Source organism: Chachezhania antarctica, assembly GCF_003646465.1.
Lineage (GTDB): Bacteria > Pseudomonadota > Alphaproteobacteria > Rhodobacterales > Rhodobacteraceae > Chachezhania > Chachezhania antarctica.
On record NZ_QZEX01000002.1, the window covers coordinates 422,531 to 435,776 of the forward strand.

12 protein-coding genes are annotated in these 13,246 nt (G+C 65.8%); 11 read left to right on the forward strand and 1 reads right to left on the reverse strand.

Features of this window, described 5'->3' with window-relative positions; genetic code table 11:
* The first annotated feature begins 7 nt into the window (after positions 1-7).
* Genes D4754_RS05775 through D4754_RS05785 form a run of 3 tightly spaced genes read left to right on the forward strand, consistent with a single transcriptional unit; the run spans position 8 to position 2,816 of the window.
* The gene (locus D4754_RS05775) at positions 8-925 is read left to right on the forward strand and encodes an ABC transporter permease (RefSeq protein ID WP_121061966.1); all 918 of its coding nucleotides are present in this window, start codon (positions 8-10) and stop codon (positions 923-925) included.
* The gene (locus tag D4754_RS05780) at positions 922-1,767 is read left to right on the forward strand and encodes an ABC transporter permease (protein WP_121061967.1); all 846 of its coding nucleotides are present in this window, start codon (positions 922-924) and stop codon (positions 1,765-1,767) included. Before D4754_RS05775 ends, D4754_RS05780 begins: the two co-directional genes overlap by 4 nt.
* 56 nt (positions 1,768-1,823) lie before the next feature.
* Positions 1,824-2,816, forward strand: coding sequence for an ABC transporter substrate-binding protein (locus D4754_RS05785; RefSeq protein WP_121061968.1), 993 nt, complete (start codon positions 1,824-1,826; stop codon positions 2,814-2,816).
* A 68-nt stretch (positions 2,817-2,884) separates the two neighbouring features.
* Here D4754_RS05785 and D4754_RS05790 read toward each other — a convergent pair whose 3' ends face one another.
* The gene (locus tag D4754_RS05790) at positions 2,885-3,790 is read right to left on the reverse strand and encodes a DMT family transporter (RefSeq protein WP_121061969.1); all 906 of its coding nucleotides are present in this window, start codon (positions 3,788-3,790) and stop codon (positions 2,885-2,887) included.
* A 136-nt stretch (positions 3,791-3,926) separates the two neighbouring features.
* On the opposite strand from D4754_RS05790, the gene D4754_RS05795 reads away from it, so the two are divergent.
* The 8 genes from D4754_RS05795 (at position 3,927) to D4754_RS05830 (ending at position 13,209) form a co-directional block, all read left to right on the forward strand.
* Positions 3,927-4,622: a nitroreductase family protein gene (locus D4754_RS05795; protein ID WP_121061970.1), complete on the forward strand. Its 696-nt coding sequence runs from the start codon at positions 3,927-3,929 to the stop codon at positions 4,620-4,622.
* Positions 4,623-4,764: 142 nt separating this feature from the next.
* Positions 4,765-5,208, forward strand: a complete 444-nt coding sequence (locus D4754_RS05800; RefSeq protein WP_121061971.1) for a hypothetical protein — start codon at positions 4,765-4,767, stop codon at positions 5,206-5,208.
* A gap of 4 nt (positions 5,209-5,212) precedes the next feature.
* A complete protein-coding gene (locus tag D4754_RS05805; protein ID WP_121061972.1) occupies positions 5,213-6,448 on the forward strand; it encodes an HlyD family secretion protein in 1,236 nt (411 codons plus the stop codon).
* 282 nt (positions 6,449-6,730) lie between these two features.
* The gene (locus D4754_RS05810; RefSeq protein WP_121061973.1) at positions 6,731-7,990 is read left to right on the forward strand and encodes a lipase family protein; all 1,260 of its coding nucleotides are present in this window, start codon (positions 6,731-6,733) and stop codon (positions 7,988-7,990) included.
* Complete coding sequence (locus D4754_RS05815; RefSeq protein ID WP_121061974.1) at positions 7,987-9,345, forward strand: cytochrome P450; 1,359 nt, start codon at positions 7,987-7,989, stop codon at positions 9,343-9,345. The genes D4754_RS05810 and D4754_RS05815 overlap by 4 nt, the downstream gene beginning before the upstream one ends.
* A gap of 258 nt (positions 9,346-9,603) precedes the next feature.
* A complete protein-coding gene (locus D4754_RS05820) occupies positions 9,604-10,416 on the forward strand; it encodes a TIGR00282 family metallophosphoesterase (protein ID WP_121061975.1) in 813 nt (270 codons plus the stop codon).
* Positions 10,413-11,330, forward strand: a complete 918-nt coding sequence (locus tag D4754_RS05825; protein ID WP_121061976.1) for a DMT family transporter — start codon at positions 10,413-10,415, stop codon at positions 11,328-11,330. The genes D4754_RS05820 and D4754_RS05825 overlap by 4 nt, the downstream gene beginning before the upstream one ends.
* Positions 11,331-11,430: 100 nt before the next feature.
* Positions 11,431-13,209, forward strand: coding sequence for an SLC13 family permease (locus D4754_RS05830; protein ID WP_121061977.1), 1,779 nt, complete (start codon positions 11,431-11,433; stop codon positions 13,207-13,209).
* The last annotated feature ends 37 nt before the right edge of the window (positions 13,210-13,246 follow it).

The window sequence follows — 13,246 nt, forward strand, 5'->3', positions numbered from 1 at the left end:
TGCTGGCATGAAGTCCCTGCTGGCGATCCTGTCGGTCGTGCTGGTGATCCTTGCGATCTGGTACGTGGCCGCCGTGCCGATGAACATCGCGGGCTCGCTGACGCAGGCCGAACGCGGCGGGATGGAGGTGAACCCGCCCGGTGCGGCCGAGCGGCGCGATATCTCGGGCTGGGTGCTGGCGGCGAACAACCCGCAGGCCATTCCGCTGACATGGGCCGAAAAGCGCCCCGTCCTGCCCGCCCCGCACCAGGTGGCGGTCGAACTGTGGGAAACGACGGTTCTGAAGAAGGTCACGTCGAAACGCAGTCTGGTCTATCACGCGTGGGTGACACTGTCGGCGACGCTTCTGGGCTTTGCCATCGGGACCGGCCTTGGGATCGTGCTGGCCGTGGGGATCGTGCATTCCAAGGTCATGGACATGTCCGTCATGCCCTGGGCCATCGTGAGCCAGACCATTCCCATCATCGCGCTGGCGCCGATGATCATCGTGGTGCTCTATTCCATCGGGGTGCAGGGGATCATCCCCAAGGCCGTTATCAGCGCGTACCTCAGCTTCTTTCCTGTCGTCGTCGGGATGGTGAAGGGCCTGCGCAGCCCGGACCGGATGCAGACGGACCTGATGCACACCTACAATGCCTCGAAGACATCGACGTTCTGGAAGCTGCGGCTGCCGTCGTCGCTGCCCTATCTCTTTGCCTCGCTGAAGGTGGGCATCGCCGCCTCGCTGGTCGGGGCCATCGTGGGGGAACTGCCCACCGGTGCCCGCGCGGGCCTTGGCGCGCGGCTGCTGGCGGGAAGCTATTACGGGCAGACGGTGCAGATCTGGTCGGCGCTGTTTGCCGCCGCGATCCTGGCATCGGTGCTCGTGGGCATCGTCAGCATGACCGAGCGCAACGTGCTTCGCAAGATGGGGCTGGCCCGATGATCCTTGTCGCCGCAGCGCTCGTGATCTGGGCCCTTGGCTGGGGTCTGAACCTGACGCTCGCCCGCGATGGCGTGGCCGAAACGCGCGCCGCGCAGATCGGCGTGCCCGTGATCTTCGGCATCACTCTTTTGCTGATGTGGGAGCTGATCGTGCGCGGGCTGAACGTGCCTGGCGTGATCCTGCCCCCGCCGTCCGCCGTGGCGGCCGCATTCGCGAAGAACGGGCATATCCTGTGGCAGGATTTCGTGCAGACGATCCTGAAGGGCGCGCTGTCGGGCTATATCATCGGGTGTGCGGCGGGTTTCGTAGCCGGCATCTTCGCCGCGCGGTCGGATTTCCTGCGGCGCGGGCTGCTGCCGGTGGGCAATTTCGCCGCCGCCCTGCCCATTGTCGGCACGGCGCCGATCCTTGTCATGTGGTTCGGGTTCGACTGGCAGTCCAAGGCCGCCGTCGTCACCGTGATGGTCTTCTTCCCGATGCTGGTGAACACGGTCGCAGGCCTGGCCGAACCCACCGCCATGCAGCGCGACCTGATGCACACCTATGCCGCGGGCGGCTGGCAGAGCCTGCGCAAGCTCGACCTGCCCGCCGCGATGCCCTTTGTGTTCAACGGGCTCAAGATCTCGACCACGCTGGCGCTGATCGGTGCTATCGTTGCTGAATTCTTCGGCTCGCCCACCGTGGGGATGGGCTTTCGGATCTCGACCTCGGTCGGGCAACTGGCGCTGGACATGGTCTGGGCCGAAATCGTCGTCGCGGCCCTTGCCGGATCGGCCTTTTTCGGGCTGGTTGCCCTGGTCGAGAAATGGGTGACCTTCTGGCATCCCTCGCAGCGGGGATGACGGGACGACACGATAAAACCAACTCTAAAAAACCAACCAACATGGAGAGAAGACAGATGAAGACGATCAGAAACACACTTGCAGGCGCGGCAGTGCTGGCCATGGGCGCAAGTGCCGCCATGGCCGCAGACGAGGTGAAGCTGCAGCTGAAATGGGTCACGCAGGCCCAGTTCGCGGGCTACTACGTGGCGCTGGAAAAAGGGTTCTACGAGGAAGAAGACCTCGACGTTACGATCCTGCCCGGCGGCCCCGACGTGGCGCCCAGCCAGGTTCTGGCCGGTGGCGGCGCGGACGTGATGCTCGACTGGATGCCCTCGGCGCTGTCGGCGCGCGAAAAGGGCCTGCCGCTTGTGAACATCGCCCAGCCCTACAAAAGCTCGGGCCTGATGCTGACCTGCTGGAAGGACACCGGCATCACCGGGCCCGAAGACTTCAAGGGCAAGACCATCGGCGTCTGGTTCTACGGCAACGAATACCCGTTCCTGTCGTGGATGAGCCAGGAAGGCATTTCGACCGAAGGCGGCGACGACGGCATCACGGTGCTGAAGCAGGGCTTCAACGTCGATCCGTTGCTTCAGCGGCAGGCGGAATGCATCTCCACCATGACCTACAACGAATACGGTCAGGTGCTGGAAGCGGGCGTGTCCCCGGACGAGCTGATCACCTTCAAGTATGAAGACGAAGGCGTGTCGACCCTGGAAGACGGCATCTACGTGCTGGAAGAAAAGCTGGAAGATCCCGCCTTCGTCGATGAAATGGTGCGTTTCGTGCGCGCGTCTATGAAGGGCTGGAAGTACGCCGAGGAGAACCCGGACGAAGCCGCCGAGATCGTGCTGGAATACGACGAATCCGGCGCCCAGACGGAAGAGCACCAGAAGTTCATGATGGGCGAAGTGGCCAAGCTGACGGCCGGCTCGAACGGCACGCTTGACCCGGCCGACTATCAGCGCACGGTCGACACGCTGCTGGCCGGCGGCTCGGACCCGGTGATCACGAAGCAGCCGGAAGGCGCTTACACGCTGGATATCACGGACAAGGCGCTGAACTGAGCCCTGAGCTGATTTCAGACTGAAAGACGACGAAAGCGCGCCCCGACCCGGGCGCGCTTTTTTCGTGTCTACATCTTAGTGGCGTTGGGCGGCGGCGTGACCGAGCGGCGCTTGATCACCACCTCGCGCCACGTGATGTAGGTGATCGAGCCCAGGATCAGCACGCCGCCGACAATGACCCAGATGTCCAGCGGCTCGCCGAAGACCACGACGCCCAGCAGCGTGGCCCACAGAAGCTGCAGGAAGGTCACGGGCTGGGTGACGTTCAGCGGTGCCTCCTGCAGGGCCAGCGACATGGTGTAGTGCCCGCCGGTCGCAAAGGCCGCGGTGATGAACAGCAGCACGATGTCGTGCCATGTGGGCGGCATCCAGACGGACCACGCGAACGGCGCCAGAACGACCGTGACCCAGAAGGACAACATGGCGACGACGACGGCCGGATTGGTCTCGTCCGTCGTGATCTTGGCCAGCAGGTAGGATGCGCCGAACACGATACCGGTCACCAGCATGGCAAGGTGGCCCGGCTCGATCTCGCGCGCGCCGGGGCGCAGGATGATGACCATGCCGATCAGCGCCGCGACGATGGCGATGATCCGGCGCACGGCCAGCGTTTCGCCAAGAAAGATCGCGGCCCCGATGGTCACGTAGATGGGCGACAGGTAATTCAGCGCCGTGACGTCGGCGATGGGAATGCGCGACATGGCATAGAACCACAGCATCACCCCGATCCCGTGCAGGCCCCCGCGGACGATGAACAGCTTCCACAGGCGCGGCGTGATCGTTGTCCGCCGGATCGGCCGGATCATCGGGATAAGGAAGACGATCCCGAACAGGTAGCGCAGGAAGGCCGATTGCTGGGCCGGCATCTCCTGCCCCAGGATCTTGACCAGGGCGGTGACGCCCACGAACAGAATGCCTGTCAGCAACATCCAGAAAATGGCAAGTACGGGGCGGGGTGTTCGTGTCGGGAGCATCCGACCTCTGAACACCGCGCAGGCGCGGCATTCAAGTCTGACGGCACGGTATTTCCGCGGATGCCGCCGATCCGCCCTGTCGGACCGGCCGATCCGGTGGCAGAGTGGCGCGCACGATCACGAAAGGAATGCCGTCATGTTCAGCAGATCCCAGCTTGGCTTTCAGGCGATCCCCCTGCCCGACCGGTCCGAGATGACCGAAGCCCAGGCACGGGCCGAAGCGCAGGGCTTTCTGGACCGGATGAAGCGGCGCCACACGACGCGGGATTTCGTCGACACGCCTGTCCCGCAGGACCTGATCGCGATGGCGATAGAGACCGCCGGGACCGCTCCGTCTGGCGCCAATCACCAGCCATGGCATTTCGTGGCGATCTCGGACCCGGCGCTGAAGGCGAAGATCCGGGACGAGGCCGAAGAAGAGGAACGCCAGTTTTATGCCGGCGGTGGCGGCGACGAATGGATCAAGGCGCTGGAGCCCATCGGCACCACCGCCGAGAAACCCCACCTGACCATCGCGCCATGGCTGATCGTCGTCTTCGCGCAGCGCTGGGGCAGTTTCGACGATGGCACGCGGTACAAGAACTATTACGTGCCCGAAAGCGTGGGCATCGCCACGGGGCTTTTGCTGGCCGCACTCCACCATGCCGGGTTGAACACGCTCACCCACACGCCCAACCCGATGAAGTTCCTGAACGACGCGCTGGGGCGCCCGTCATCGGAAAAGCCCACGATGATCATCGCCGTGGGCCATCCCGCGCCGGACGCGACGGTGCCCGCAGCGGCCAAGATCAAGAAACCGATGGACGAGATCGCGACCTTCCTGGAAGGTTGATCCCGCGGCGCAGAGGGACCGCCGTTGTTGCGGTTCCGCATCTGGCAGGCTACTGAGCAAGGAAACAGGAATCCTCTGAATTCACTGGAAAACAGGCTTTCCGCCCATCCGGGATTCAGCAACCAGCAAGGCAGAGCACATCATGGCGGATACCGGCGCAGCGTTGCACCCACTGGCCCCCCACTACATCCCGTTCTACATCCCCGGGCCGGACGGGTCGGACCAGATGTTCGTCACGGTGACGATCATCGTGGTCATCGGCGTCTTCTTCGCCGGCGCGCTGTATTTCTGGCTGCATTCGCTGCCCGAGAACATGGCCCACGGCATGAACCGGGCCCAGTACCAGCTGGTGGCTATCCTTGCGCTGATCGGCCTGTTCACCCATGAAAACCTGTTCTGGATCGCGGCCCTCCTGCTGGCCGCCATCCAGCTGCCCAACCTGATGGGGCCGCTCAACAGTATCGCCGGATCGCTGGCCGCGCTGGCCGGGCGCGAATACGTGCCGGACAATGCGGGGGACGAGGACGAACCCCACCCGGCGCACACCACGCCGGCCAAAGACACCACGACCGGCAAAGAGGCATAGAGCCATGTTCGAGTTCATGTTCGCCTCGTGCGTGACGATTCTGCCCGATTACCTGTTCCGCCGCTACGTGCAGGGCAAACGTTTCGGGCACGAGATCACGCTGTTTTCGGTCTGGTACGTCTTGCGCTACGGCATCACCGCCTGCGCCATGCTGACGATCGCGCTGATCACGCTGATCTTCTATTTCCATCCGTCGACCACCAACGCGATGTACTTCTTCCGCACGGTGACGATCCTGCCCCAGACCCCCGGCCGCGTGGACGAGGTTCTGGTGACGAACCTCGAAGAGGTGCAGGCCGGCCAGCTTCTCTTCACGCTGGAGGATTCCCGCCAGCGGTCCGCGCTGGAGACGGCGGAGGCAAAGGTGAACGAGGTCAAGTCCACCATCACCGCGATGCAGGCGCAACTGCATGCCGCCCAGGCGCAGGTTTCGGCCGCGCAGGCGTCGCTTGACCAGGCCACGAACGAGTACCAGAGGAACCTCGACCTGCAGGAACGCAACGCGAATGTCGTGAGCGATCAGGAGCTTGACCGCCAGAAGGCTCGGGTCGATACGCTGACGTCCTCGCTGGATGCAGCGAAAGCGGGCGAGGAGCAGATCGCCTCGCAACTGGAAGACCAGCTTCCCGCGCAGCTGAAATCGGCGCAGGCGGCGGTGACCCAGGCCGAGGTGGAGCTGTCCTATACCCGCGTGACGTCCAGCACCGATGGCACGCTGGAACAGTTCGCCCTGCAGCCGGGCGATTACATCAACCCGATCCTGCGGCCGGCGGGCATCATCCTGCCCACCGTCCCGGGCCGGAAACGGGTGCAGGCGGGCTTTGGCCAGCTGACGGCGCAGGTCGTGAAGCCGGGGATGATCGCCGAGATCTCGTGCCCGTCGGTGCCCTTCACCGTTATTCCCATGGTGATCGTGGATGTGCAGGACGTGATCGCCTCGGGCCAGTTCCGCCCGACCGACAACCTAGTCGATGCCTCGCGCATCCCGCCGCAGGGGTCGGTCACCGCGATCATGGAGCCCTTGTACGAAGGCGGGATCGACAATCTGATCCCGGGCAGCCGCTGCATTGCCAATGCCTATACCAGCAACCACGACCGGCTGGAATCGGGTGAGGTGTCGGGCCTGCACGCCGTGGGCCTGCACGTGGTCGACGCCGTGGGCCTTGTCCACGCAGCGATCCTGCGGAGCCAGTCGCTGCTTTACCCGGTGCGGACGCTGGTCCTGTCCGGCGGTCACTGATCCGGCGCGACGGGTGCGTGCTCTGCACGCATCTTCGCCGGGGGCACTATACTTTCTGGACAATGCACCTTCCGGACGATGCGTCGGGCGTTGACCCGTGTCGGGGGCGCTGCCCCCGTCCGCGCGGCGCGCGGACTCCCCCGAGGTATTTGCGGACCAAAGACGCCGGGCGCCGTCGCGCGTGCCTTGCGTAGGGTGTGTGCTCTGCACGCACCGCGCCCTTCGGGACTCCACAGCCCCGGGCACGGGGGATAGAGTGCCCGAAAACGGCTGAGGGCGCGCATGGGCAATACGGACCCGGTCCGGCACCGGAAGGTGTTCTACATTCCGGGCTACGATCCCATCCACGCCCGCCGCTACCGCGAGCTTTACCGCCGCGAGGGGGCGGAGCAGGCGCGGATTTCCGGCTATGGGCTGGAGATGCTGCCGAAGGCCGCGCGGGCGGGCGATACGTTCGGCTGGTCTGCCATGGGCCGGATGGACGGCGCCGAGGTGCGCGTCGATGTGGACGTGCTGGAATGGTCCGACATCGTGAAGGGCAGCATGGAGCAGACCACCGTCGCCACCTACCGGCAGCTTGCGCAGGCGGTGGGAGCCTACGTGGGATCGGGGATCCTGTTCCGGCTGATGAAGCTGCGGAAGGGGCCGGTGATCGCGGCGCTGTATCCCGTGGCCGTGCTGCTGGGGCAGTTGTTGCTGGTGGGGCTCGTCGTCTGGGGCCTGAACCTGATCGGCCGCTGGACGGGCGGCGCGCTGTCGGGGACCGGGACAGGCAACGGCACGGTGGCGGGCGGGCTGATCGGCCTGATCCTGGGCGGGGTCGCGGCCGGGGCCCTGTTTCGCTGGTTCAAGCGGATCGACAACCGGCTGATGGCCTATTACCTGATGCACGATTACGCCTTTTCGGCGCGTTTCGGCGGCGCCAACCCGCCGGAGCTCGAGGCGCGGATGGCCCGGTTTGCCGACCGGATCGCCGAGGCGCTGGCCGAGGACGGCGTTGATGAGGTGCTGGTGGTGGGCCATTCCTCGGGCGCGCATGTGGGCGTGTCGTTACTGGCGGACCTGTTGCGGGCGGGCCGGGTGCCGGACAGCCCGGCGCTGAACTTCCTGACACTGGGACAGGTCGTGCCCATGGTGTCGTTCCTGCCACGGGCCGACCGGCTGCGGCGCGATCTGGCAGAACTGTCGGTGACCGACCGCATCGCGTGGGTCGACGTGTCGGCGCCCGGTGACGGCTGCGCCTTTGCGCTGTGCGATCCGGTGTCGGTGACCGGCGTCGCGCCCGAAGGCAAACGCTGGCCGCTGGTGATCTCGTGCGCGTTCACGCAAACGCTGAGCCCCGAGCGCTGGAACGCACTGAAACGGCGGTTCTTCCGGCTGCATTTCCAATATCTGTGCGCCTTTGATCGGCCCGGCGATTACGATTACTTCCGTATCACCGCCGGTCCGCTGACGCTGAGGGAGCGTTTTGCAGGCCGTCCGCCATCGAAAAGCCGGATCGAGACGCCGGTGTCGCCCTTCACATCGCAGGCCGGGCCGTGATCCCGCCGAAGCCGCCTGCCCGGCCCGACAAGGTGTCGCTGCGCCGGTACGTGCGGCTGTTTCGCGCCGATCTGCTGTCGGCCCAGCCGGCGCGGCTGTACCGGGCGTGGATGGCGGAGTTCAAGACGCCGTTCTTCCGGTCCTTCCTGCTGAACCAGCCCGAACTGGTGCAGACAGTGCTGAAGGACCGGCCCGACGATTTCCCGAAATCCGACCGGGTGAGCGAGGGGCTGCGTCCGCTTTTGGGCCAGTCCGTCTTCCTGACCAATGGCGAGACGTGGAAACGCCAGCGGCGCATCATCGACCCGGCGTTCGAAGGCGGACGGTTGAAGGAAACCTGGCCCGCCATGCTGGCCGCGGCCGAGGCGTGCGTGCTGCGGCTGGAGGCGGAGGCAGGCCCCGACCCGGTCGAGATCGAGGCCGTGACGTCCCATGCCGCGGCGGACGTGATCTTCCGGACACTGTTTTCCATCCCCATCGAACACGAGGTGGCCGCGCAGGTCTTTGACCTGTTCCGCGCCTACCAGCGGGAACAGCCGATCGTGAACCTTGGGGCCTTCCTGCCCCTGCCCCGATGGGCGCCGCGGTTCTTTTCGCGCCGGACGCGCGCCACCGCGAAGGAGATCCGCGGCCTGATCACCCGGCTGACCACCGAACGGCAGGAACAGATCGCGGCCGGCACCGCGCCCGACGATCTGGCGACCAAGATCATGACCACGCCCGATCCGGAAACGGGCGAGATTTTCGAGACCTCGGAAATGGTCGACCAGGTGGCGATCTTCTTTCTGGCCGGGCACGAAACCAGCGCCTCGGCCCTTGCGTGGTGCCTGTACCTTCTGGCCACCCATCCCGACTGGCAGGAGCGGGTGGCGGAGGAGGCGCGCGCGCTGGAGACGCCGGGCTTCGGCGCCGTGTCGCGCCTGACCGTCACGCGGGACGTGTTCCGCGAGGCGCTGCGGCTGTATCCGCCAGTGCCGATGATGGTGCGCGAGGCCTCGAGACCCGAGCGTTTCCGCGACAGGCACGTGCCCAGGGGCGCGCCGCTGGTGATCAGCCCGTGGCATCTGCACCGGCATGAACGGCTGTGGGACAACCCCGATGGCTTCGACCCCGACCGATGGCAGACGGAGAACGGGCGCGAATGCCAGCGCAAGGCCTACATCCCCTTCTCGGCCGGGCCGCGGGTCTGTACCGGGGCGGGGTTCGCCATGGTCGAGGGGCCGCTGCTGCTGGCCGCCCTGACCCGCGCCTACCGGTTCGAACCGACGGACGTGCCCGTGCCCGTGGCCCACCTGACCGTTCGGTCGAAATCCGGCATCCGGCTGCGGGTCACGACGCGCGACCGTAATCGGTAAAAGGCCCGCGCCCCCGCATCCGTAGGGTGCGTGCTTTCCACGCACCGTCACCGGTGGCCCGTGCGGATGGTGCGTGGGAACCACGCACCCTACGGTGGCGTTCCCGTGGGGGCGCAGGGTTGTGCCTGCCGGGCCCGCACCATCCCCGTTCAAGCTCGACCGGGTACCTGATCCATGAAACGGGTCCCTCCCCCATTTCCGTCAGACATCGGCAAGGTCCGGCTTGCCCTTCCCCGACCTGCCGATTACCAGCGATGCATGCGACTACTTTTTCTGGGTGATGTCATGGGCCGGTCCGGCCGGGCGGCGATTGCCGAACGGCTTCCGAAGCTCCGTGAGGACTGGCGGCTCGATTTCATCGTCGTCAATGGCGAAAACGCGACCAGCGGCATGGGGCTTTCCGGTGACCATGCCAGGGCGCTTCTGGATGCGGGCGCCGATTGCCTGACGCTGGGCGATCATGCCTTCGATCAGAAGGACATGCTGCGCTTCATCGAAAGCGAACAGCGCATCATCCGGCCGCTGAACTTCGCCAAGGGCGCGCCGGGGCGCGGGCACCGGCTGTTCACCACGCAATCGGGCAAGAAGGTTCTGGTCACGCAGGTGCTGGGCCAGGTCTTCATGCGGCGCGGGTTCGAAGATCCGTTCGGCGCGGTCGAGGCCGTGCTGAAGACCCATCCCCGCGGCGGGGCGGCCGACGCGATCATCGTCGATGTGCATTGCGAGGCGACGTCGGAGAAGATGGCGATGGGCCACTGGTGCAACGGCAAGGCCAGCCTCGTGGTGGGCACGCATACGCATGTGCCCACGGCCGACATGCGGATCCTGTCGGGCGGCACGGCGTACCTGACCGATGCGGGCATGTGCGGCGACTACGATTCCGTCATCGGCATGGACAAGGCCGAACCGATGCGCCGGTTCGTGACCGGCATGAACAAGGAACGCTTCACCCCCGCTGCCGGAGAGGCGACGCTTTCGGGCATCTTCGTGGAAACCGACGATGCCACCGGGGCGGCCGTGACCGCGCAGATGGTCCGCGTGGGCGGCCTGCTGGAGCAATCTGCCCCATGACGCCGGCCCGGCAGCACGCCTTCCTGGGCGTGCTGGTCCTTCTGGGGGCCGGCTGGGGCGCGACGCAGCCATTGGCCAAGATCTCGGTCAGTACGGGCTATGGCCATTTCGGGCTGATGTTCTGGCAGGCGGCCATCGGATCGGCCTTCATGTGGATACTGGTGCTGCTGCGCGGGCGGCCCGTGCCGCTGAACGCCCGTGCGCTGACCTTCTGCGCCTTCATCGCGATGATCGGCACCGCCATTCCCAACACGACGCAGTTCATGGCGGTCAAGCACCTGCCATCGGGGATCATGTCGATCCTTCTGTCGCTGATCCCGATGATCGCCTTCCCGATCTCGCTGGCGCTGGGGCTGGAACGTTTCGCCCTGCGGCGCTTCCTTGGGCTGACGGTGGGGTTGTGCGGTGTGCTGATTCTCGTCCTGCCCGATGCCAGCCTGCCCGATCCGGCCATGCTGGTCTGGATCCCGCTGGCCATGGTGGCGCCCATCTTCTATGCGTTCGAGGGCAATTTCGTCTCGAAATGGGGCACGGGCGGGCTTGATCCGATTCCGCTTCTGGCCGGCGCCACGCTGATCACCGCGGTGCTGGTGCTGCCCGCCGCGATTGCCACCGACCAGTTCATCACCCCGTTCCAGCCCTTCGGCGCGCCGGAATGGGCCATCGTGGGCTCTGCCATCATCAACGTGGCCGTCTATGCCGCCTATGTCTGGCTGGTGGGCCAGGCCGGCGCCGTGTTCGCCGCCCAGGTCAGCTATCTTGTCACCGGTTTCGGCGTCTTCTGGGCGATGCTGGTGCTGGGGGAACGGTACTCTCCCTACGTGTGGATCGCGCTGGTTCTGGTGCTGTGCGGCATCGCGCTGGTGCAGCCCCGCAAAAATGCCGCGCTTGCTGACACTTCCGTGATGGAGTAACTGTTTGCGACCGGCGACGTTCGGTCGCCACCGGTATTGATCCACCGGCGGCAGACCCGCAGAAACAACGACGACCCCTTTCACAGGCACGCCGAACTTCATGGATTTCATAACATTACCCGATCCGGTCGGCGCCTATGTCGCCATGGCCATCGTTGGCGGGATGTTCGTTCTTTTCCTGCGCGAGACCTACCCGACCGAGGTCGTGGCCCTGACCGGGGTGTCGCTGCTGCTGATCCTTGGCATCCTGCCCTATGGCGATGCGCTGAAGGTCTTCAACAACCCCGCGCCGTGGACCATCGCGGCCATGTTCATCATCATGGGCGCGCTTGTCCGGACCGGCGCGCTGGACGAATTCACCAGCCGGGCGCAGAACATGGCGGCCGAACGTCCACGCATGGCCATCGTGGCGCTGATGGCCTTCGTGATCGTGGCGTCGGCCGTGGTGTCGAACACACCGGTCGTCGTGGTGATGATCCCGATCTTCGTGCAGGTGTCGCGGACGCTGAAGATCTCGGCCTCCAAGACATTGATTCCATTGTCATATGCCGCGATCCTTGGCGGGCTGCTGACGCTGATCGGCACCTCGACCAACCTGCTGGTCGACGGCGTGGCCCGCGCCAACGGCCAGCCCGCCTTCGGCATATTCGAGGTCACGCCTCTGGGCATCGCCCTTGTCATCTGGGGCATGATCTACCTGCGCTTCATCGGCACCCGGCTGCTGCCCGACCGCGACAGCCTTGCGATGCTGCTGAGCGACCGGTCGAAGATGAAGTTCTTCACCGAAGCCGTCGTGCCGCCCGACAGTAACCTGATCGGCCGCGAGGTTACCGGCGTGCAGCTGTTCCAGCGCGAAGGCGTGCGGCTGATCGACGTGGTCCGCGGCGATGCCTCGCTGCGGCGCAACCTTGAAGACGTGACGCTGGAAGTGGGCGACCGGGTCGTGCTGCGGACGGAAATGACCGAGCTTCTGAGCCTTCAGCGCACCAAGTCGCTGAAGCGGGTCGACCAGGTGTCGGCGGTGGAAACATCCACGGTCGAGGTGCTGATCACGCCGGGCTGCAAGATGGTGGGCCGGTCGCTGGGCGCGATGCGGCTGCGGCGGCGCTACGGGATCTACGTTCTGGCCGCGCACCGGCGGAACCAGAACATCGGCCGCCAGCTGGACGATCTGGTCGTCCGCGTGGGCGATACGCTGCTGCTGGAAGGCGCGCCGGGAGATATCCAGCGGCTGGCGACCGACATGGACATGGTTTCCGTCTCGCAACCCTCGGCCCGGGCCTTCCGCCGCAACCAGGCCCCCATCGCGCTGGCCGCCCTTCTGGGCATCGTGGCCCTGGCCGCCATCGGCGTGGCCCCGATCCTTGCCCTGTCGGTGGTCGCCGTGGCGACGGTGCTGGTGACCCGCTGTATCGACGCCGAGGAAGCGTTTTCCTTCATCGACGGACGCCTGCTGGCGCTGATCTTCTCGATGCTGGCGGTGGGGGCGGCGCTTGAGGCCTCGGGTGCCGTCAAGCTGATGGTCGAGGCCGTGGCCCCTGCCCTGAAGGGTCTGCCGCCCTTCTTCCTTGTCTGGGCGATCTACCTGCTGACCTCGCTCCTGACCGAGCTTGTGTCGAACAATGCCGTGGCGGTCCTCGTGACGCCGGTGGCCATCGGGCTGGCGCAGGCCATGGGGGTGGAGCCACGGCCGCTGATCGTGGCGGTGATGGTCGCGGCCTCGGCTTCGTTCGCGACGCCCATCGGGTATCAGACCAACATGCTGGTCTACGGGCCGGGCGGGTACAAGTTCACCGACTTCATGAAGGTGGGTATCCCGCTGAACCTGTCGATCGGTTTGCTGGCCTCGGCGTTGATCCCGCTGCTCTGGCCGCTGTGACGCACGTCGCAAGGCCGTTGGACACGGCCTTGCTGCC

What these genes read in the sequence shown, in the direction of transcription:
- D4754_RS05775 (WP_121061966.1), top strand. Translation starts at nt 8, where the DNA reads ATGAAGTCCCTGCTGGCGATCCTGTCGGTCGTGCTGGTGATCCTTGCG.
- D4754_RS05780 (WP_121061967.1), top strand. Translation starts at nt 922, where the DNA reads ATGATCCTTGTCGCCGCAGCGCTCGTGATCTGGGCCCTTGGCTGGGGT.
- D4754_RS05785 (WP_121061968.1), top strand. Translation starts at nt 1,824, where the DNA reads ATGAAGACGATCAGAAACACACTTGCAGGCGCGGCAGTGCTGGCCATG.
- D4754_RS05790 (WP_121061969.1), bottom strand. Translation starts at nt 3,790, where the DNA reads ATGCTCCCGACACGAACACCCCGCCCCGTACTTGCCATTTTCTGGATG.
- D4754_RS05795 (WP_121061970.1), top strand. Translation starts at nt 3,927, where the DNA reads ATGTTCAGCAGATCCCAGCTTGGCTTTCAGGCGATCCCCCTGCCCGAC.
- D4754_RS05800 (WP_121061971.1), top strand. Translation starts at nt 4,765, where the DNA reads ATGGCGGATACCGGCGCAGCGTTGCACCCACTGGCCCCCCACTACATC.
- D4754_RS05805 (WP_121061972.1), top strand. Translation starts at nt 5,213, where the DNA reads ATGTTCGAGTTCATGTTCGCCTCGTGCGTGACGATTCTGCCCGATTAC.
- D4754_RS05810 (WP_121061973.1), top strand. Translation starts at nt 6,731, where the DNA reads ATGGGCAATACGGACCCGGTCCGGCACCGGAAGGTGTTCTACATTCCG.
- D4754_RS05820 (WP_121061975.1), top strand. Translation starts at nt 9,604, where the DNA reads ATGCGACTACTTTTTCTGGGTGATGTCATGGGCCGGTCCGGCCGGGCG.
- D4754_RS05825 (WP_121061976.1), top strand. Translation starts at nt 10,413, where the DNA reads ATGACGCCGGCCCGGCAGCACGCCTTCCTGGGCGTGCTGGTCCTTCTG.
- D4754_RS05830 (WP_121061977.1), top strand. Translation starts at nt 11,431, where the DNA reads ATGGATTTCATAACATTACCCGATCCGGTCGGCGCCTATGTCGCCATG.